Below are 18,903 nucleotides of genomic sequence, written 5' to 3'. Positions count from 1 at the left end.
TCAGCGTGTCGGAGAGCTCCCGGCCGGTGCGGCCGGCGCGCGACGAGCTGCGGGCCGACTGCGCGCGGTGCTTCGGCCTCTGCTGCGTCGCGCCCGCCTTCGCCGCGTCCGCCGACTTCGCCCTCGACAAGCCCGCCGGGCAGCCCTGCCCCCACCTGGCGGCGGACCACCGCTGCGGCATCCACGCCGAGCTGCGCGGCCGGGGCTTCGCCGGCTGCACCGTCTTCGACTGCTTCGGCGCCGGGCAGCGGGTCGCCCAGGTGACCTTCGGCGGGCGGGACTGGCGGTCCGCGCCGGAGACGGCGGCCGTCATGTTCGACACCTTCGCGGTGATGCGGCCGCTGCACGAGCTGCTCTGGTACCTGACCGAGGCGCTGGCCCTGCATCCGCCGGCCGGGCTGCGCGAGGAGCTGGAGCGGGCCCACGCGGAGATCGCGCGGCGCACCGGCGGCACGGCGCAGGAGTTGCTGGCGCTGGATGTCGACGCCCACCGCGACCGCGTCAACCCGCTGCTGTCCCGGGCCGCCGAGGCCGCGCGCTCACGCGGCGGACGGCCGGGCGCGGACCGGCGCGGCGCCCACCTGTTCGGGGCGGACCTGCGCGGCGCCGACCTGCGCCGCGCCAACCTGCGGGGCGCGCTGCTGATCGGCGCCGACCTGCGCGGGGCGGACCTGCGCCTGGCCGACCTGACCGGCGCCGACCTGCGCGGCGCGGACCTGCGCGGGGCCGACCTCTCGGAGAGCCTCTTCGTGCACCAGTCGCAGCTCGACGCCGCCCGGGGCGACGCCCGCACCCGGCTGCCGGCGGGGCGGCACCGGCCCGCGCACTGGACGTCACTGCCGCTGACCCCCGTGCCCCGCACCGCCGGGCGCCCGGCGCCCGCGCGGCGCGGACGCCGCCGCTGACGCCGGGCGCCCGGCGCCGACCCCCGGCGCCACGGCGCCAGACCGGTCAACGCGAGCAGGCCGGTGGCCTGACGTTTCGCCGGTTTGTCGGCCGGGTAGCCACGGCCGATCCGAGACGGCAGCGACGGGGAGGCGACCGTGGGCTTCAGAACGCGTCAGGGCGAGCAGCCGGTCGATCCGGAGCACGCCGAGGACGAGGCCGGCCAGGCCCGGCTGGTCCAGGTGGAGGCGGACACGGAGGTGCCGGCGCCGGACGACACCGACGTGCGACCGGACGTGGTGACCGAGGACGACGGCTCGGGCGTCGCGGGTGGCTCGTCCGGGGGCAGCGGTGGAGGCTCCGGCATGCCGGGGCACCCGGACGCGGCCCGCTGAGCGCCGGGGGTTTGCCCTGCGCGCGACGGGGCAGGAGTCGGGCATGACCGAGGAGCGCTACGACCGGGCCGACACCGACGAGCCGGACGGCACCACCGCCTTGCAGGCGTCGCTGCGCCGGCCGGGCGAGTCCCTGCCCGACGCCGCCACCGGCGACGACTTCGCCGACCTGCCGGCCGAGGACCGACGGTCGGCGCGGGAGGTCAGCCGCGCCGGGTACGACGTGGACGACGTCTCGGGGGCCGTCGACCCCAACCCGTGACGAGCAAACCCTGACGACGGCGCTCAGCGGGCAGCGACGGCCGCCCGAGCCTCGGTCATGCCCCGGTTCGCCAACGCGTCAGCCCGCTCGTTCTCCGGGTGGCCGTTGTGCCCCTTCACCCACCGCCAGGTGATCTGGTGCCGCGCGCAGGCGGCCTCCAACCGCTGCCACAGGTCGGCGTTCTTGACCGGCTGCTTGGCCGCCGTCTGCCAGCCGTTGCGCTTCCACGACGCCAGCCAGCTGGTGATGCCGTTGCGCACGTACGTGCTGTCGGTGTGCAGTTCGACGGCGACCGGACGGGTGAGGCTCTCCAGCGCCCGGATGGCGGCCATCAGCTCCATTCGGTTGTTGGTGGTCGGGCTCGCCTCGCCGCCGCACAGCTCCCGCTCGTGCCCGCCGTAGCGCAGCACGGCGCCCCAGCCGCCCGGCCCGGGGTTGCCGCTGCACGCGCCGTCGGTCCAGATCTGCACCACTCGTCCGGCCTCCACCATGCCGGCAACCTACCCCGAGCGGCGCCCGCCGGGCCCCGCCGGGGCCCAGGACGGCACCGGGTGTCGCGCCGGGTCACCGGGCGGTCGCGGCGGAGTCGACGGTAGGCACAGCCGGTGCGGGACGCCGTGGGGGCACACCGGGAGCTCGGCTGACCGGTGTGCGGGCCGCGCCGGGTGACCGGGTCACCCGGCGCCGGCGGCCGGGGTGAGCCCGTCGCGCACCGGGGGCGGAACGGGCGGCGCCGGGTGTGGCGCGCGGAGCCGGTCGCGCAGCCGGTGCAGAGCGTCCCCGGTGGTGGCGGCGATCATCGGTCCCGGTCGGGTGGAGCTCATGACGGCCAGCTCCTCGGCGGGCGTGGTGGTGCCGTCGAGGAACCGCAGAACCCGCTCGGGCGGGTTGCGCTCGAAGAGCCGGTCGAAGAAGTCCACGCCGCCGACCGTGCCCCGGTCCAGCGCGCGCAGCGCGACCGCGTCCATCCACCGGTGCCGTCGGGGGTACGCGGGGCGCGGCACCGGGGGCCGGCCGGCGGCGAGGGCGCGGGCGATCTGGTCGGCCTGGCGGCGCATGGCGGAGAACGTGAACCCGGTGGAGGGTCGGGTGGCGCCGCCCGCGGTGCCGAGGCGGACCACCCGGGGCGAGGGACGCGCGACGAACGGCGCGTCGGTCATCGGGATCACGCCGTTCTCCACCTCGCGCACCCGCACGCCGGCCGGGAGGCCGAGCAGGTCCCGGTAGCGGGCCAGCGCGGCGTCGTAGCCGGCGCCGGTGAGCAGGCCGGGTGAGAACTCGGTGTACTCGACCAGCGCGTACCGGTCGCTGACCGGCAGCACGTAGCCGAAGGAGACACCCCGGGCGGGCTGCGGGGTGCGGAAGTCCATGAGCACCGCCCGGGCCGGTTCGAAGGCGGGGGTGTCGGACTCCAGCCACCAGCCGCGGAAGTGCTGCAGCCAGGTCGTACGGCCGGCGCGGGCGGGCGGGCATGGCCGGGAGTCGAGCACCCAGCCGGCCCGCACGGCGGGCCCGTCACCGGCGGTGCGCACCAGCACCCGCTCGCCGTCGTCGTCCACGGCCTCGACCGGGGCGGTCACGCGGGTCACCCCGAGGCGCCGCTCGGCCGCGGCCGCCCGCTCGTAGACCGGCCCGGAGCGGAGCATGGCGTACCGCAGCGGCGCGAGGTCGAGGACGCGGCGCGCGTGGGGCGTCACCACCTCGACCAGCCGCCAGCTCGCGCTGAGCAGCGGGTCGAGGTCGTCGCCCGGGTGGTGCCAGAAGGCCCACGTCCGGTCCTGGCCGCGCCGGTGCACGGGGTCGACGACGGCCACCCGTAGTCCCCGCACGCCGTGACGGTCGAGGGCGGCGAGGAACAGCGAGGCCGCACCGCCGCCCCCGACCAGGGCGAGGTCCACGTCGACCGAGGTGTGCATCCGTCCACGCTGCCACATCGCGGCGGCCGCCGGTCGGGCGGACCCGACGGTGCGCCCCGCCGGTCACGGCACAGGGGTGGCGTGCCCCTCGTCCTCGGCCGGGGCCGGGTCGGCGTACGCGCGGGCCACGGTGGCCCGGTCGAAGACGCGCCAGGTGGCGGCGGAGACCGCGACGGCCACCACGAAACCCACCCAGTACGGCGCGGTCAGCCCGAACCTGGCCGCGACCGCCCCGCCGAGCAGCGCACCGAGGCAGTTCCCTCCGGCGGCCACGAAGAGCGTGGTGCTGGCGACCCGCCCCTGCAGCGGTTCCGGGGTCAGCCGCTGACGCAGCGAGTTGGCCACGATGTTCCACAGTGCGCTGTGCACGCCGAAGCTGAGCAGCGCGAAGCCGATCAGCGTGGCGCTGCGCGAGGCGGCGAGCGCCAGGTGCAGGCCGGCCTCGACCAGCAGCCCGAGCCGGACGGTCCAGGTGGCACCGACCCGGGCGATGAGCCGGTCGCCGACCAGGGCGCCGAGCACCCCGCCGACCGCCATGCAGGTGAAGAGCGCCCCGTAACCGACCGAGCCGAGGCCCAGCCGTTCGGTGGCGAGCAGCACCAGCACCGCGACCGCCGCGGTGAGGGTCACGTTCAGCAGCCCGATGAGGACGGCCATGGTCCGCAGCAGCCGCTGCCCGGCCAGCCAGCGGAACCCCTCGGCGATCTCCGCCCACACCGAGCCGCTGCGCGGAGCACCGGCCGGGCCACTCCGGCCGGCCGCGCGGTAGCTGCCGCCGACGAGCGCGATCAGCACCGCGCTCAGCGCGTACGTGGCGGCGTTGACCAGGAACGGGCTGCTCGCCGCGAGCGCGAACAGGAAGCCGCCGAGTGGGCCGGCCAGCATGCCGTGCATGAGCGTGCTGCCGCCGTTGAGCCATCCGTTGGCGCGTTCCAGCCGGGCCCTCGGCACCACGGCCGGGAGTAGCGCCTGGCTGGCCGCCCGGAAAACGATCTCGCCGGTGTTGACCACGAACAGCACGGCGTAGAGCAGCGCCACGCCGGCCCGACCGGTCATGATCGCGGCGGCGAGCACAGCCAGCGCCGCGACCCGTACCCAGTCGATGACCACCATCAGCCGGCGCCGGTCGACCCGGTCGACGAGCACGCCGCCGGGCAGGGCGAAGACCAGCCAGGGCAGCCACGCCACGGCGGAGGCGGCGGCCACCACGAGCGGGTCGTCGGTGCGCGACGCGACGAAGAGCGGGGCGGCCACGGTGGCCAGGCCGCTGCCGAGCGCCGAGAGGGTGCTCGCCGACCAGAGCTTCGCGAACGTCGGCCCGAGCCGCTCCCCCGTCTGCGCTCCCACGGCGGGTGAACCTACCAGCGACCACGGACACCGGGCCGCCGGATTTCCGCGGGACGGACGCCATGGGCGGCGCCCCTTGACAGGCAACCGTTTGGCTGCCTAACTTGAAATGCAGCCAAACGGTTGCCGATCAGGGGGGTGGCGTGGACGCGGTGTTCCGGGCGCTGGCCGACGTGAGTCGGCGCCGGCTGCTCGACCGCCTCAACGAGCGCAACGGGCAGACCCTTCGTGACCTGTGCGCGGGGCTCGACATGACCCGGCAGTCGGTGAGCAAGCACCTCGCGGTGCTGGAGTCCGCCGGCCTGGTCACCACCGTTCGCCGCGGCCGGGAGAAGCTCCACTACCTCGACGCGGCACCGATCACGGCGATCGCCGACCGGTGGATCAGCCGATACGACCGTCAGCGGGCCGAGGCGCTCGCCGACCTGCGCGCAGCATTGGAGGGTGCGCCCGTGGAGACACCCACGTTCGTCTACACCACCTACATCGACACCACCCCGGAGCGGCTCTGGGCGGCGCTGACCGAGCCCGCCTTCACCCGGCGTTACTGGGGCGGCGTCGCGCTGGAGTCCGACTGGCAGGTCGGCTCACCCGTGCTGTGGCAGGACGCGCCCGACGGGGAGTTCCGCGACCTCGGCCAGCGGGTGCTGGTGTCCGAGCCGCCCCGGCGGCTCTCCTACAGCTGGCACGGCTTCCAACCCGAGCACGCCGCGCACTTCGGGTGGTCCGAGGAGGAGCTGGCGGCCCGCCTCGGCGAGCGCCGCTCCAGGGTCACGTTCGAGATCGAGCCGTACGGTGACGCCGTGCGACTGACCGTCATCCATGACGGCTTCTCGCCCGACAGCGAGATGCACCGGGCGGTCAGCGGGCAGCTCGACGGCAGCGGTGGCTGGCCCGAGCTGCTGGCCAGCCTCAAGACGCTGCTCGAGACGGGCCGTCCGCTGCCCGAGCCCACGGCGGCGAGCTGAGCGTCCCGAGCCGGTCGATACCTCCGCCTCCGGCACGGGTGGCACGACCCGGCCGGAGGTGCGCCGACGGGTCAGGGTGCGCGTTCTCGCAGGTCCCTCGCCTCTCGGGTGGACACGTGACGGCAACGAGGATTTCTCATTTTCACCGGATCGTGGGTCCAACCACCCTAGTGTTGGTCACACCGGTGCTAGTCGCGGAGTTGGCCACCCGAACGACGTCCCACGTGCTCAGCGGACGAAGAGTGAGGGAAGACGCGTATGAAACCGAAGACAGTCCTCGTGTCGGCGGCGGTCGGAGTGGGTCTCGGCGTGCTGCTGGCGCCGAGTGCAGCGCTCGCCGACACCGTCGTGTCGCCGGCCAGCACCCCGGTGGGCGGCACCGTGGTGCTCACCGCGACGACCTGCAACCCGAAGTCAGGTGACGCGATCTTCCGCGTCACCGGCCCCAACCGCGACCAGAACGTCCGCTCCACCACAGCGGCCCCCGGCGGCGGGCTGAGCGCGGAGCTGTTCACCGCCGGGTTCACCCTCGGCACGTACACGGTGACCGCCACCTGCGGCGACGGGAGCGCCGCCGGCACGGCGACGTTCACGGTCACGCCGATCGGTGGCGCCGCGGCCGGATCGGGCGGCCGCGGCGACGGCACCGGCGCCCTCGCCGCGGGCGGCACGCTGCTCGGCGCGGCCGCGGCCGGCACCGTCCTGCTGCTGCGGCGTCGCCGCTCCGCGGCCACCCTCTCCTGACCTGACCGCACCATCCCTGTCGGGGGCGCCCGCACCGGCGAACGCGCCGGGGCGGGCACCCCCATTGAACGGGTACGGAGGTGAGCTACGTGGGGCTCACGGACACGACCGGACCGACGGCCGCCGCCGGGGCGGGCGGCAGGCCCCCGACTCGTGGGGGGTCCGGCCTCGCGACCGCGTGCGTCGTCGTGGTCGTGGCGCTGCTCGGCGCCGCCGGCCTCGCGCTGGTGCACACCGGGCTCACGGCCGACCCACCCCGTCCACCGCGCCCCGACACCGCCGCGCCCGGCGTCACCCGATCCGCGCCACACCTGCCCGCGCTGCCGCACGCCGCGCCGACACTGGTGCGGATCCCCTCGATCGGCGTACGGGCCGAGGTCGTGCCGGTCGGCGCGGACGCCGCCGGGGTCCTGGAGGTGCCGCCCCTGGACCGGCCCGGCCTCGCCGGCTGGTACCGGCACGGGGTGACCCCCGGCGAGGAGGGCAACGCGGTCCTCGTCGGGCACGTCGACTCCCCCACCGGGCCGGCGGTCTTCTTCCACCTGGGCCGGCTCCGGCCCGGCCAGACCGTCCACGTCACCCGCGCCGACTCCCGCGTGGCGACGTTCACCGTGGACAGCGTCCACGCGTACCCGAAGGACGAATTCCCCAGCGACCTGGTCTACGGCCCGTCCACGACCGCCGGCCTGCGCCTCGTCACCTGCGGTGGCCGGTTCGACGCCGACGCCGGCGCGTACGTGGACAACGTCGTCGTCCTCGCCACCCGCACCGGATGACGCCGAGCCGGACGTGTCCCGGGATCGGGTTCCGCGTACGGTAGGCCGGCAGTCCCGGCGGCGCGGAGGTGAACGGTGGATCGGCGACCGGTGCGGATCCCACCCGGTCCGGCGCTGTCGGTGCTCCTGCGCCACCTGCTGCGCCGGCAACCCGCGGAGACCGCGGCGGCCGCGGCGGCCGCACCGCGGTCCAATCCCGACGCGGTGGTCGACTGCGCGGTCTACGTGAACGGCCGCCGGGAGCCGGGCAGCCCGCACTACGCCGACGCGTACGCCCGCAGCCGCCGCCGTCGCGACGCGTTCGTCTGGCTGGGGCTGCACGACCCGGGAGCGGCCGTCATGGCCGCCGTCGGTCGCACCTTCGGCCTCGACGAGCTGACCGTCGCGCAGGCGCTCGCCGACGGGCACCGCCCCACGGTCCAGCGGCACGGCGACGTGACCCTGCTCGTGCTGCGCACCGCCGGTTACGTGGAGCACGACGAGCTGACCGAGGACTCCGAGGTGATCGACACCGGGGACGTGATGGTCTTCCTCGGCGACCGGTTCGTCCTCACCGTCCGCCACGGCGCCTCCGGTGCGCTGACCGCGGTGCGCGCGGAGATCGAACAGCGCCCGACGTTGCTGGCCGAGGGCCCGTGGGCGGTGGCGTACGCGGTCTGCGCCCGCATGGTGGACCTCTACCTGGAGGTGGCCGGGCACGTCGAGCGGGACCTGGAACGCGCCGAGGAGAGCGTCTTCGCCCGCGACCGCGCCGCCGACATCCAACACCTCTACCAGCTCAAACGGGAGGTGGTGGAGTTCAAGAGGGCGGTGCTGCCGTTGCAGGCGCCGCTGCGGACCCTGCTCGACCAGCACCCCGCCAACCCGCCGCGCGCCCTGCACCGCTGGTTCGTCGACGTGGACGGCCGGCTGGCCCGGGCGGTGGACCGGGTCGCCGCGTACGACGATCTGCTCACCTCGATCGTGCAGTCCCGGCTGGCCCAGCTCGCCGTCGAACAGAACAACGACTTGCGCAAGATCGCCGCGTGGGCGGCCATCGCCGCGGTCCAGACCGGCATCGCCGGGATCTACGGCATGAACTTCGCCCACATGCCGGAGCTGGGCTGGCGCTACGGGTACGGGTACGCCCTCGGCCTGATGGCGCTCGCCGCGCTCACCCTGCACCGCCTCTTCCGCCGCTCCGGCTGGCTCTGAGCCGCCCCGGCCGGCGCGAAGCCGCCACCCACCGGTCGGAGCCACCCACCGCCCGCGCCCGCTGCCGGCCGTACGGCAGGATGGGGGCGTGGCGAAGCGTGGCGGCCGCCGGGGCGCGGCGGGTGACCGGCCGGAGCACTGCCCCTGCGGGTCCGGTCGCGGGTACGCGCAGTGCTGCGGCCCCGCGCACCGGGGCGAGGCCGACGCCGCGACCGCCGAGGCGCTGATGCGCTCCCGGTTCAGCGCCTTCGCCCGCGGCGACACCGCCTACCTCCTGCGCAGCTGGCACGAGAGCACCCGGCCGGGTCGGCTTGACCTCGACCCGGGCCACCGGTGGACCCGGTTGGAGATCGTCGACACCGCCGGGGGCGGCCTCTTCGACAGCACCGGGATGGTCGAGTTCCGCGCCCACTACCGCGCCGGCGGGCGGAGCGGAACGCTCGCCGAGCGGAGCCGCTTCGTCCGCGCGGACGGCCGCTGGGTCTATCTCGACGCCGAGCGGGACTGACCCGCGCGTCGCGACGCCGGCCGAACCGGACGCACGCTATGCTGAGCGCGGCGTAGTCCCGCGCCTCACCTCCCTCCCGGTGCTCACGCCACCGGCCTCGCGGAGGCAGAGGGGGCCCCGAGCCCTCGGGACGATGTGCGACATGCCCCACTCCGGCGGGGCCGACGGGAGCGTGAGTCCCTGCGGCCGCGCCGTCGACAGGGAGCATGTGATGACCAGTCAGAAGTCGTTCAAGTCGCGGGTACGTGCCCGCATGGGCAAGACCGGTGAGAGCTACACGACCGCCCGCCGGCAGCTGCTCGCCCGAGCCGCGGACCCCGTCTACGCCCCGGCCCCACCCACCGCCGACCGCGCCGCCGAGCCGACCGTGGCGGCCCCGGCGTCGTCCGTCGCCACGGCGCAGACGGAGCGGATCGCCGACACCCTCCTGCGCGAACGCACCGGCCGCGGTTGGACGGAGTGGTTCGACCTGCTCGACGACTGGGGCGCCGCCGCGCGTACGCACACCGAGATCGCGCGCTGGCTGGTCACCGAGCACGAGGTGCCCGGCTGGTGGGCGCAGGCGGTCACCGTCGGCTACGAGCAGGTCCGCGGGCTGCGGGCACCCGGCCAGCGGCGCGACGGCGGGTTCTCGGCGTCCGCCAGCCGGACGGTCGCCGTACCGGTGGACCAGCTCTTCGCGGCCTTCGCCGAGGCGGAGCGGCGCGCCCGCTGGCTGCCCGACGTCGAGGTACGGGTCCGCACCGCCACGACGCCGAAGACGTTCCGCGCGGACTGGGCCGGTGGCCCGACCCGGATCGTGGTCGGTTTCGCCTCGATCGGCGAGACCCGGTCACGGGTGGCGGTGCAACACGAGAAGCTGATCGGTGCGGAGCAGGCGGCCGAGCTGAAAGGCTGGTGGCGGGAGCGGCTGGCCGTCCTCAAGCAGCTCCTCGAGGCGGACGGAGGCCCGCGGTGAGCATCACGACCTTCATCAACCTGCCGGTACGCGACCTGGGCACGGCCGCCGAGTTCTTCCGGTCCATCGGGTTCACCGGCGAACAACCCTCCCCGAACGGCACCAGCCTCATGCTGACGCTCAACGAGACCACCCAGCTGATGCTGCACGTCGCCTCGGCCTTCGCCGAGTACACCGGGGTCGCGGTCACCGACACGGCCACCAGCCGGGAGGTGATCATCGGGCTCGCCGCCGAGACCCGGGCGCACGTCGACGAGATGGTCGACCGGGCGGTCGCGGCCGGCGGCACGGGTCTCGGCCCCGGCCAGGACGTCGGCCAGCTCTACATGCGCGGCTTCCGGGACCTCGACGGCCACCAGTGGTCGTTCCTGCACCTCGCCGGGTGACCGGCGGGGCTGGCGCGGGTCAGCCGAAACTGACCCGCGCCAGCCAGAACTCCAGCAGGTCCCGGTCCCCGCGCACCCGCACGGTGCCCTCGCCCGGCGCGCGCCGGCCGTAGACCGCTCCCGCCACCAGCCAGGGACCGAGCACCGCCGGGTCCCCCTCGGTGTGCCGGGCCAGGTCCCGCAGCTCGGTGTCGGGCAACGGCCCCGCCGACCGGGTGCGCACCGTCTCCTCCGCCCACCGGTGGCCGGCACCGACGTGCCGCACCAGCTGGACGACCGTCCAGCCCGGACACGACGGTACGGCGCGGCGCGGGTCCGCGCCGACCAGATGGGCGGCCATCAGCTCGGCCTGGGTGACGAGCTGCGCGCACCAGGCGTCGAAGCCCGTGCCGGCCGCACCGCCGCCGGCGCGCCCCGACGCCCCGGCGGGGCACCCCGCCCGGTCGCCGTCGGCGAGGGCACCCGCGCCCGTCCCGGTCACCTTCGTCATGTCGTCGTTCCTCCGTCCGCTCACGGCGGTCCACCCGACCGGGTGCCCGCTCACGGACCGGTCGGAGCCGGCGACGGCGAACCGACACCCCGGGGCCGGAAACCTCCCTCCCGGCCCCCGGGCGGGCGGGGCCGTCGGCGCACCGGGCCGCACCACGACCTGGCGACTCGGGAGCCGCGAACGGCGCTGCGGGCGACGCCTGCCGTCCGTACCCGTCAGCGGCACGCCCGTCCGGCTAGCGTCCCACGGTCGGCGAACCGGTGGCCGAGTCGGCCCGGACCATCCGCTCGGCGACCGGCCGGGGACCGCCACGGCGACGGATACGTCGGGCGCGGGCGGTCACGAGCAGCAGCGCCACCGCCAGGTACGGCACGGCGGCCACGGCGAAGGCGACGCCGTTGCCGGCCGACGTGGCGACCAGGCCGTAGGCGGCGTACACCGCGATGATCGTGACATCGGTGGCCATGCCGGCGAGCGAGGTGACGGTGGCCCGGCTCGGGCCGGAGATCCGTTCCTGTAGCCGGGCGTCGGCCAGCACGGTGGCGAGTTGGCAGGCGCCGAACGCTGCGGCGACGAGCACGAAACCGCCCGGGTGGCCGGTCAGCGCGCCGCCCGCCAGGGCCAGCGCGGCGAGGCCGAGCAGGGCCGCGTACCCGTGGGTGGTGAGCCGCTCCCCGATCGGTGCCAGCAGCCCGCCGACGGTGACCCCGCACCAGGTGAGCAGGAGCAGCAGCGGCACCGTCGACGCCGCCACGCCGGTCTCCCGGGCCAGCAGCGGCGTGTACTCGTCGAGGGCGCCCCACACCGCGGCCACCGCGGCCACCAGCAGCACCGCGGCGCGGACCGGGGGCACGGCGCGAGCCTCCGCCAGCCCGGCGCGCAGGCTCGCCACCCAGCCGAGATCGTCCCCCGGCGACCCCGCCTCGGGCCGGTCACTCCCTCCGTCACCCGCACCGGCCGGCGCCCGCCGCCGGTCACCCGGCTCCGGTGTGTCGGCGGCGGTGCTCGACGCGAGCGTCCGGGCCGCCGGGCGTCGGTGCTCCGGGAAGCGGGTGGCCACGGCGGCGGCGAGCAGGCAGGCGAGGATACTGGCCGCGCCGACCGCCGGGTAGTCGCCGGCGGCGAGCACCGGGCCGGCGAGCAGGCTGGAGACGAGGGCGCCGAGCACCCCGGCGGTCTTCGACCGGCCCATCATCCGGGCGTACCGGCCGGCCGCGCCCCGCCGGTCGAGTTCGGTGAATACCAGCGCCTCCAGCGCGCCGGAGGCGAGCGCCGCACCGGCTCCCCACAGCAGGAAGCCGAGCGCGAACGCCGGGTACGACGGCAGTGTCACCCACAGCGCGTAGCCCACGGCGGTGACCAGCGGGGCGAGGCAGAGCAGCAGGCGCCGCGAGAACGCGTCGGCCCAGGCGCCCGAGGGCACCTCCAGCACGATGGCGCTGGCCGACCAGAGGACGAAGAGCGAGGAGATCTGCCCGACCGACAGCCCGGTGTCGGCGAAGAGCAACGCGTAGAGCGGGTAGAGCAGGACGAGGTCGCTGAGGAACGCGTACCCGTAGAGGGTCGCCGCCAGACGGCGGACGGCGGGGTCGGGCACGCGCGTGGAGGTGACGGTCATGAGGCCTTCCCGTGGGATCGGAACGGACGCCGGAGGTGCGGCGTCCGTGGCGGCCCACGGCTGCGGCCGTCAGCGGTGCATCAATGTCGCCACGTCATGCCGGCGATGGTAGTCGCCGGGCGACGGGGCCCGCCAGCGTTCACGGGAGCCGATCGTGCCGGGCGGACGGCGTCGGGGTGGGACCGGACGTCCCGCCCCGACGGCTCGACGACGGTCAGCGCCCGTCCGCGCCCCGCTCCACGGGTGGGATGACCATGGTGGCCTCGCTGTCGTCCGCGCCACGCTGACCGGGCGCCGGCGGGTGGGCCGCGCCGGGCCGGGACACCACCTGGGTGGCGTCCGGGTCGTCCGGCCGCGCGACGACCTGGGTCGCCTCCGGGTCCGCGGGCGTGGTCACCTGGGTCGCGTCCGGGTCGTCCGGGGCCGGCCGGGCCAGCTTCGCCTCGGCGGCGCGGCGGTCGGCCTGGTAGGCGCGGGCGTGCGTGGCGATCAGCCGCGACTCGTGCTCGGCCCGGGCCAGCCACGTCTCCCAGCGGCTCTGCATCGGGCGGACGAGACCCCCGCCCACACCGACGACGAGGATGCCCCCGGCCGTCGCCAGCACGGCGATCAGCACCGGCGTGGTGACGGCGGTGGCGACACCGATCTGGTCGAGCGCGGCGATGACACCCAGACCGAGAAGGAAGACGTAGGCGACGGTGGCCAGCGCCCGCCCGTACGACAGACCGCCGAGGGCGCCACCGACGATGTCCTTGACGGCGTTCGCGATCGCCGCGGCGACCACCACGATGACGATCGCCACGAACGCGCGGGGCAGCCAGGCGACGACGCCCGCGATCAGATCCGAGATCGGGTTCGGACCCCAGATGCCGAACGCGAGCTGGAGGGTGACCAGCAGCAGACCGTAGTGGACGAGCTTGGCGACGACGTCGCTGGCGTCGTACCGGGAGCGGCTCAGCGCCCGGCGGATGCCGCCGCGCTCGACGGCACGGTCGAAGCCCACCCGCTCCAGGATCCGGCCGACGACCTTCAGCGCGGCCTTGGCGACCAGCCACCCGACCACCAGGATCGCCACGAAGGCGAGGGCCTTGGGCACGAAGAGCATCACCGACCGGAGGGCGTCGCCCACCGCGTCGCCGACGTTGTCTCTCATTCGAGGTCCTCCACGAGGGTTGGGGCGAAGTGTCCACTCCCCTACCCGACGCCCGCCGGACCCCAAACGCACGCCACCCGCGACCGAACCGGACCTCGGTGCACTCCCGGTGTGGGTGGGAGGCCGGTTGCGGAGTGAACGGGAGTCGGTCGCCTACGAGCGGGCGCGCACGCTGTGGCTGCGCCGGCGTCCAGGGTGGCCCGCTCCTGCGCTGGCGGCGGAACCCTCCGGGTGCGGTCGCGACGGTCGGACCGCTCCGAGCCCTCGGGCCAGCGCCGGGCGATTGGATCTGGCCGCCCACCGGGCCGCCGTCCGTACGATTGCCGCCCGATCGTAGCGACGCTGGAGGACCCCATGCTGGAGCGCTTCGCCGACCTGTCCACGCCGCTGCTGGCCGACGCCTGTGTGCGCCTGGGCCTGCCGGTGCGGGTCGCGCCGCCCGGCGTCCGGCCGGTGGTGGCGGGCCAGCGGGTCGCGGGCCGCGTGTTGCCGGCCCGGCACTACGGCAGCGTGGACGTCTTCCTGGAGGCGTACGGCCACGCGGCGGCGGGCGACGTGCTGGTGGTCGACAACGGCGGCCGGTCGGACGAGGCCTGCGTCGGCGACCTGGCGGTGCTGGAGGCCGCCGCGGCGGGCGTGGCGGGCCTCGTGGTGTGGGGGCTGCACCGGGACACGGCCGAGTTGGTCGAGATCGTAGTGCCGGTCTTCAGCTACGGCAGCCTGCCGGCCGGACCGCTGCGGGTCGACGAGCGGGAGGCGGAGGCGCTGACCGTGGCGCGGGTCGGCGGGCACGAGGTGGGCCGGGAGGACGTGGTCTTCGGCGACGACGACGGGGTGCTCTTCGTGGCCGGTGACCGCGTCGAGGCGGTGCTGGCCACGGCGGCGGGGATCCGTGAGGTCGAGCGGGAGCAGGCGGAGCGGATCCGGGCGGGCGAGACGCTGCGCCGGCAGACCGCGTTCGACGACTACCTGGCGCGCCGGGCGGCGGATCCGGCGTACACGTTCCGCCGACACCTGCGCGGCGTCGGCGGCGCCATCGAGGAATGACCGCACCGGCCGGGATCGACCCCTAGCGCGGCGGCGAGCACTGGCAATATCCTCCACATCACGCGCGGCCTCTGGAGCTACTTTTCACAACCCCCGCCCGGCCGCAGAGGAGATGTCATGCACCTCGACCATTCCGAACTGGACCGCCGCACCCTGCTGCGGGCCGGCCTCGGCGCCGCCACGGTCGCGGTCGTCGGGAGCGAGCTCGCGTTCCCGGCCGCCGCGCAGGCGGCGCCGGGCGCGGACCTGGACTGGATCATCAGCTGCGACGAGTGGGGCGCGCGCCCGCCGGCCGACCCGCTGTCGGTCAGCGCCACCGCCACCAACAAGATCATCGTGCACCACATGGCGTTCCCGAACGTCACCGACTACTCCGAGGCGCAGGCGATCAAGCTGGCCCGGGACTGCCAGGACCTGCACATGGACGGCAACGGCTGGTCCGACACCGGCCAGCACTTCACGGTGAGCCGGGGCGGCTACGTGCTGGAGGGCCGGCGGGGCAGCCTGGAGCGCCTGGTCGCCGGTGACCGGCAGATGATCGCGGCGCACTGCCCGGGCGAGAACGGGCGGGCCATCGGCATCGAGAACGAGGGCACGTACGTCACCGAGACCCCGCCGGAGGCCCTGCTCGACTCGCTCGTCGAGCTCTGCGTGGCGATCTGCCGGCAGTACGGCCTGCACGCCCACGACATCTTCGGCCACTGGGACTTCCGCAACACGCAGTGCCCGGGCGCCGCGTTCTACCGGCAGTTCCCCGCCCTGCGCCGCCGGGTGTTCAGGAAGCTCGGCACCCGGCTCGGTGACGTGCCGGCCCGCCGCTGGCCGGACCTGTGGCGGTTCGTCAGCTCCCCGGCCGTGCAGGTGGCGCAGTACCTGCTCGCCCACCGCGGCTACACCGTCCCGGTGACCAGCGTCTTCGACGCGGCGACCGTCGCGGCGGTGCAGGACTGGCAGTACCGCAACGGCATCCCGGTGGACGTCGACGCCACCCTCACCCCGCAGACGTGGGAGACCCTCGTCCCCGAGCTGGACCAGCACGCGAGCGGGCTGCCGGTCAGCGCCGTGCAGTTCATCCTGAACCTCAAGGGGTACGCCGAGGTCACCGTCACCGGCGAGTACGACCACGCGACCCGCAAGGCGGTGCGGGACCTCCAGGCCGTGCACGGACTGCCGCGCAACGGCAAGGTCAACGTCAGCACCTGGTGCGCGATCGTCGGCGGCGTCGTCCGCCAGTCCTTCACGCACCGCTGATGCCGGCGCGGGCGGTGGAGGGCGGACGACCGTCCCGGCCGCTCCCCCACCGCCCCGCCGCGGCCGACCCTCCGACCTTCGGTCACCGTGCGTCGACACGCGGTCGCGCGTCGTTGTCCGCGCCACCCTCGCCTGCGACGATGACGCGGGTCACGACCAAGGAGGGTGCTGTGGCATCTCGACTCAACCCGTACCTCAACTTCCCCGGCGACGCCCGCGCGGCCATGGAGTTCTACCGCCAGGTGTTCGGCGGTTCCCTGCGGATGAACACCTTCGGCGAGTTCGGCGGCGCGGATCCGGGCACGGCCGACCAGATCATGCACGCCATGCTGGAGACCGACAGCGGCTTCACGCTGATGGCCTCCGACCTCCCGCCGGGCATGGAACACAAGCCGGGCAACAACATCAGCATCAGCGTGAGCGGCGACGACGCCGACGAGCTGCGCGGCTACTGGGAGCGGCTCAGCGAGGGCGGCGTCGTCACGATGCCGCTGGAGAAGCAGATGTGGGGCGACGAGTTCGGCATGTGCGTCGACCGCTTCGGCGTCCAGTGGATGGTGGACATCACCTCGCCGCAGGGCTGATCCACCGCCCGGGTTTGCCGGCTGGTCATCCCGGAAAGAGTGCCGCCATGACCTGGGCACGCCGAGTCGTACCCGCCGCGGCGGCCGCCGTCGCGGCGCTCGCCGCGCGGGACCTGATCCAGCGCGACCACGCGCTGCTGCGCAACTTCCCGTTGCTGGGGCGGGCCCGCTACCTGCTCGAGGCGATCGGGCCGGAGCTGCGCCAGTACATCGTGGCCGGCAACAACGAGGAGCGGCCGTTCACCCGGGACCAGCGCCGGTGGGTGTACGCCTCGGCGAAGCAGCAGAACAACTACTTCGGCTTCGGCACGGACAACGACATCGAGTTCACCCCCGGCTATCCGATCATCAAACACCGCACGTTCGGCCGGGCCGTCCCGCCCTCGGCCCCGGGGGCGGGCCAGGACGTCCGGTTGCCCTGCGCCAAGGTGCTCGGGGCGGCCCGCGGCCGGGCGCTGGCCTTCCGGCCGGAGTCGGTGGTCAACATCTCCGGGATGAGCTTCGGTTCGCTCTCCGGCAACGCCGTCGAGGCGTTGAACCGGGGCGCGGCGCTGGCAGGCTGCCTGCAGAACACCGGCGAGGGTGGACTGTCGCCGTACCACCGCAACGGCGGTGACCTGGTCTTCCAGATCGGCACCGCGTACTTCGGCTGCCGGGACGAGCGGGGGCGCTTCAGCCTGGCCCGGCTCAAGGAGCTGGTCTCGGGCGCGCCCGTCCGGGCGCTGGAGATCAAGCTGAGCCAGGGCGCCAAGCCCAGCCTCGGCGGGCTGCTGCCGGCGCCCAAGGTCTCCGCCGAGATCGCCGCGACGCGGGGTGTCCCGGAGGGGCGCGACTGCGTGAGCCCGTCCCGGCACGCCGAGTTCTCCGACTGCGACAGTCTGCTGGACTGGGTCGAGCTGCTGGCGGCCGAGACCGGGCTGCCCGTGGGCATCAAGTCCGCGGTCGGCGACCTGGGCTTCTGGCGGGAGCTGACCGACCTCATGCGCGACACCGGCCGTGGGGTCGACTTCGTGACCGTCGACGGCGGCGAGGGCGGCACGGGCGCCGCTCCCCTGATCTTCACCGACTCCGTGTCGCTACCGTTCCAGCAGGGCTTCTCCCGCGTCTACCGGCTCTTCGCCGAGCGGGACCTACACGAGCGGGTGGTGTTCGTCGGCGGTGGCAAGCTCGGCCTGCCCGACAACGCCGTGGTCGCGTTCGCACTCGGCTGCGACATGGTGAACGTCGGCCGCGAGGCGATGCTGGCGATCGGCTGCATCCAGGCGCAGAAGTGCCACACCGACACCTGCCCGACGGGCGTCGCGACGCAGAACGCCTGGCTGGCCCGGGGCCTGGACCCGGCCCGCAAGTCGGTGCGGGCGGCCAACTACATCCGGACGTTGCGCCGCGACCTGATGAAGGTGGCCGAGGCGTGCGGGGTCGAGCATCCCGCGCTCGTCGACACCGACGCCGTGGAGATCCTGGACGGGCGGACCGGCTCCACGCCGCTGCACGAGGTGTACGGCTACCGGCCCGAGTGGGGACTGCCGTCCGTCGAGGACCGGGCCCAGATCGTCCGGCTGATGGCGGGCGAGGCGCCGCAGGGCGGCAGCGCCCCACCATCACCGACCGCGGTGAGCTGACACCCGGCCGTGCCGGGCGGAAATCGACGGCGGCCCGCCCCCGCTGTCCGTATCGTGGCCCGATGCTGATCAGACGTGAGACCCCCGCCGATGTCGACGCGGTCCGCGCGGTGCACACCGCCGCCTTCGCCAAGCCGGACGCGCCGGACGTCGTACCGGTCGAGGCGACCCTGGTCGACGCGCTGCGCGCCGACGAGGCGTGGCTACCACCCCTGTCGCTCGTGGCGACCGACCCGCAGGGGCGGGTGGTGGGGCACGTGGTGTGCACCCGCGGGTGGGTCGCCGGGCGGCCGGTGGCGCTGGGGCTCGGGCCGCTCGGGGTGCTGCCACGGTGGCAGCGCCGCGGGGTGGGGTCGGCGCTGATGCACGCGGTGCTCGGAGCGGCCGACGCGCGCGACGAGGCGCTGGTGGTGCTCCTCGGCCACCCGGGCTACTACCCGCGCTTCGGCTTCGGGCCCGCCGTCGAGCACGGTGTGACCCCGCCGGTGCCCGAGTGGGGTCCGCGCTACTTCATGGCGCGCCCGCTCAGCGGCTGGGACCCGGCGATCCGGGGCGAGTTCGCGTACGCGAAGCCGTTCCACGACCTCTGACCCTGTCACCGCGGTCCGGGAAGGGTCCCGACCGCCGCCGACCGCCGCCCCCCGTGCCGGCGCCGCGGGTCGCCTGACCGTGGCCGGCACGACCGGACCCGCACCCGGCGGGTCGTACCACGCCGCCGCACGGTGGCGCCGGTCGTACGGCGGCTGCCGCAACGGAGTTGGTGGATCTCTCCCCAGCCACGCCCGAGACCGGGAGAAAA

21 protein-coding genes are annotated in these 18,903 nt (G+C 75.0%); 15 read left to right on the top strand and 6 right to left on the bottom strand.

Annotated elements, in window-relative coordinates:
- Positions 1-5 precede the first annotated feature (5 nt).
- The 3 genes from SM573_RS18720 to SM573_RS18710 all read left to right on the top strand — a co-directional run bounded on the left by SM573_RS18720 (position 6) and on the right by SM573_RS18710 (position 1,542).
- Positions 6-905, top strand: coding sequence for a pentapeptide repeat-containing protein (locus SM573_RS18720; RefSeq protein WP_474616697.1), 900 nt, complete (start codon positions 6-8; stop codon positions 903-905).
- Between the two features lie 138 nt (positions 906-1,043).
- Positions 1,044-1,280, top strand: coding sequence for a preprotein translocase YidC (locus tag SM573_RS18715; protein ID WP_474609681.1), 237 nt, complete (start codon positions 1,044-1,046; stop codon positions 1,278-1,280).
- Positions 1,281-1,323: 43 nt separating this feature from the next.
- Complete coding sequence (locus SM573_RS18710) at positions 1,324-1,542, top strand: hypothetical protein (protein WP_474609682.1); 219 nt, start codon at positions 1,324-1,326, stop codon at positions 1,540-1,542.
- Between the two features lie 23 nt (positions 1,543-1,565).
- On the opposite strand, the gene rnhA is transcribed toward SM573_RS18710, so the two are convergent.
- The 3 genes from rnhA to SM573_RS18695 form a co-directional block, all read right to left on the bottom strand.
- Positions 1,566-2,033 (bottom strand): ribonuclease HI, encoded by a 468-nt coding sequence (rnhA, locus tag SM573_RS18705; RefSeq protein ID WP_474609683.1) that lies wholly within the window; start codon positions 2,031-2,033, stop codon positions 1,566-1,568.
- A 183-nt stretch (positions 2,034-2,216) separates the two neighbouring features.
- On the bottom strand, positions 2,217-3,476 hold the full coding sequence (locus tag SM573_RS18700) for a lycopene cyclase family protein (protein ID WP_474616696.1): 1,260 nt from the start codon (positions 3,474-3,476) through the stop codon (positions 2,217-2,219).
- A gap of 45 nt (positions 3,477-3,521) precedes the next feature.
- Entirely contained in the window at positions 3,522-4,805 is a 1,284-nt protein-coding gene (locus tag SM573_RS18695) for an MFS transporter (RefSeq protein WP_474609685.1), read from the bottom strand.
- Positions 4,806-4,948: 143 nt separating this feature from the next.
- Between SM573_RS18695 and SM573_RS18690 the strand changes: the two genes are divergently transcribed.
- From SM573_RS18690 to SM573_RS18660, 7 genes are all read left to right on the top strand, one after another.
- Positions 4,949-5,773 carry an ArsR/SmtB family transcription factor gene (locus SM573_RS18690; protein ID WP_474609686.1) on the top strand — a complete coding sequence of 275 codons (825 nt, stop codon included), beginning with the start codon at positions 4,949-4,951 and terminating at the stop codon, positions 5,771-5,773.
- A gap of 258 nt (positions 5,774-6,031) precedes the next feature.
- A complete protein-coding gene (locus tag SM573_RS18685; protein ID WP_474609687.1) occupies positions 6,032-6,517 on the top strand; it encodes a hypothetical protein in 486 nt (161 codons plus the stop codon).
- Positions 6,518-6,705: 188 nt separating this feature from the next.
- The gene (locus SM573_RS18680; RefSeq protein WP_474610253.1) at positions 6,706-7,293 is read left to right on the top strand and encodes a class F sortase; all 588 of its coding nucleotides are present in this window, start codon (positions 6,706-6,708) and stop codon (positions 7,291-7,293) included.
- A gap of 75 nt (positions 7,294-7,368) precedes the next feature.
- Positions 7,369-8,487 (top strand): magnesium and cobalt transport protein CorA, encoded by a 1,119-nt coding sequence (locus SM573_RS18675; protein WP_474616695.1) that lies wholly within the window; start codon positions 7,369-7,371, stop codon positions 8,485-8,487.
- A gap of 88 nt (positions 8,488-8,575) precedes the next feature.
- Positions 8,576-8,995, top strand: a complete 420-nt coding sequence (locus SM573_RS18670; protein WP_474609689.1) for a YchJ family protein — start codon at positions 8,576-8,578, stop codon at positions 8,993-8,995.
- A 211-nt stretch (positions 8,996-9,206) separates the two neighbouring features.
- Positions 9,207-9,953 carry a DUF4287 domain-containing protein gene (locus SM573_RS18665; protein ID WP_474609690.1) on the top strand — a complete coding sequence of 249 codons (747 nt, stop codon included), beginning with the start codon at positions 9,207-9,209 and terminating at the stop codon, positions 9,951-9,953.
- Positions 9,950-10,339, top strand: coding sequence for a VOC family protein (locus tag SM573_RS18660; protein ID WP_474609691.1), 390 nt, complete (start codon positions 9,950-9,952; stop codon positions 10,337-10,339). The genes SM573_RS18665 and SM573_RS18660 overlap by 4 nt, the downstream gene beginning before the upstream one ends.
- A 19-nt stretch (positions 10,340-10,358) precedes the next feature.
- Here the strand turns inward: SM573_RS18660 and SM573_RS18655 are convergent, their stop codons facing one another.
- The 3 genes from SM573_RS18655 to SM573_RS18645 form a co-directional block, all read right to left on the bottom strand.
- Positions 10,359-10,829 carry a maleylpyruvate isomerase N-terminal domain-containing protein gene (locus SM573_RS18655; protein WP_474616694.1) on the bottom strand — a complete coding sequence of 157 codons (471 nt, stop codon included), beginning with the start codon at positions 10,827-10,829 and terminating at the stop codon, positions 10,359-10,361.
- Positions 10,830-11,064: 235 nt separating this feature from the next.
- Positions 11,065-12,447: an MFS transporter gene (locus tag SM573_RS18650; protein WP_474609693.1), complete on the bottom strand. Its 1,383-nt coding sequence runs from the start codon at positions 12,445-12,447 to the stop codon at positions 11,065-11,067.
- Positions 12,448-12,661: 214 nt separating this feature from the next.
- Positions 12,662-13,600: a membrane protein gene (locus SM573_RS18645; RefSeq protein WP_474616693.1), complete on the bottom strand. Its 939-nt coding sequence runs from the start codon at positions 13,598-13,600 to the stop codon at positions 12,662-12,664.
- Between the two features lie 354 nt (positions 13,601-13,954).
- On the opposite strand from SM573_RS18645, the gene SM573_RS18640 reads away from it, so the two are divergent.
- The 5 genes from SM573_RS18640 (at position 13,955) to SM573_RS18620 (ending at position 18,694) form a co-directional block, all read left to right on the top strand.
- Positions 13,955-14,647: an RraA family protein gene (locus SM573_RS18640; protein WP_474616692.1), complete on the top strand. Its 693-nt coding sequence runs from the start codon at positions 13,955-13,957 to the stop codon at positions 14,645-14,647.
- Between the two features lie 117 nt (positions 14,648-14,764).
- Entirely contained in the window at positions 14,765-15,898 is a 1,134-nt protein-coding gene (locus tag SM573_RS18635; protein ID WP_474616691.1) for a peptidoglycan recognition protein family protein, read from the top strand.
- Positions 15,899-16,068: 170 nt separating this feature from the next.
- On the top strand, positions 16,069-16,482 hold the full coding sequence (locus SM573_RS18630) for a VOC family protein (RefSeq protein ID WP_474609697.1): 414 nt from the start codon (positions 16,069-16,071) through the stop codon (positions 16,480-16,482).
- Positions 16,483-16,529: 47 nt separating this feature from the next.
- Entirely contained in the window at positions 16,530-18,104 is a 1,575-nt protein-coding gene (locus SM573_RS18625) for a glutamate synthase-related protein (RefSeq protein ID WP_474616690.1), read from the top strand.
- 62 nt (positions 18,105-18,166) lie between these two features.
- Positions 18,167-18,694 carry a GNAT family N-acetyltransferase gene (locus SM573_RS18620; protein ID WP_474609699.1) on the top strand — a complete coding sequence of 176 codons (528 nt, stop codon included), beginning with the start codon at positions 18,167-18,169 and terminating at the stop codon, positions 18,692-18,694.
- The last annotated feature ends 209 nt before the right edge of the window (positions 18,695-18,903 follow it).

The sequence above is a fragment of the Micromonospora xinjiangensis genome (assembly GCF_056150165.1).
The sequence above is the reverse complement of the archived record's forward strand: the minus strand, read 5'-3'. Positions and strand labels throughout refer to the sequence as shown.

Bases quoted from the DNA above. Each gene is read 5' to 3' on its own strand.
- SM573_RS18710 (WP_474609682.1), top strand. From the start codon at position 1,324: ATGACCGAGGAGCGCTACGACCGGGCCGACACCGACGAGCCGGACGGC.
- rnhA (WP_474609683.1), bottom strand. From the start codon at position 2,033: ATGGTGGAGGCCGGACGAGTGGTGCAGATCTGGACCGACGGCGCGTGC.
- SM573_RS18700 (WP_474616696.1), bottom strand. From the start codon at position 3,476: ATGTGGCAGCGTGGACGGATGCACACCTCGGTCGACGTGGACCTCGCC.
- SM573_RS18685 (WP_474609687.1), top strand. From the start codon at position 6,032: ATGAAACCGAAGACAGTCCTCGTGTCGGCGGCGGTCGGAGTGGGTCTC.
- SM573_RS18665 (WP_474609690.1), top strand. From the start codon at position 9,207: ATGACCAGTCAGAAGTCGTTCAAGTCGCGGGTACGTGCCCGCATGGGC.
- SM573_RS18655 (WP_474616694.1), bottom strand. From the start codon at position 10,829: ATGACGAAGGTGACCGGGACGGGCGCGGGTGCCCTCGCCGACGGCGAC.
- SM573_RS18650 (WP_474609693.1), bottom strand. From the start codon at position 12,447: ATGACCGTCACCTCCACGCGCGTGCCCGACCCCGCCGTCCGCCGTCTG.
- SM573_RS18645 (WP_474616693.1), bottom strand. From the start codon at position 13,600: ATGAGAGACAACGTCGGCGACGCGGTGGGCGACGCCCTCCGGTCGGTG.
- SM573_RS18640 (WP_474616692.1), top strand. From the start codon at position 13,955: ATGCTGGAGCGCTTCGCCGACCTGTCCACGCCGCTGCTGGCCGACGCC.
- SM573_RS18635 (WP_474616691.1), top strand. From the start codon at position 14,765: ATGCACCTCGACCATTCCGAACTGGACCGCCGCACCCTGCTGCGGGCC.
- SM573_RS18625 (WP_474616690.1), top strand. From the start codon at position 16,530: ATGACCTGGGCACGCCGAGTCGTACCCGCCGCGGCGGCCGCCGTCGCG.
- SM573_RS18620 (WP_474609699.1), top strand. From the start codon at position 18,167: ATGCTGATCAGACGTGAGACCCCCGCCGATGTCGACGCGGTCCGCGCG.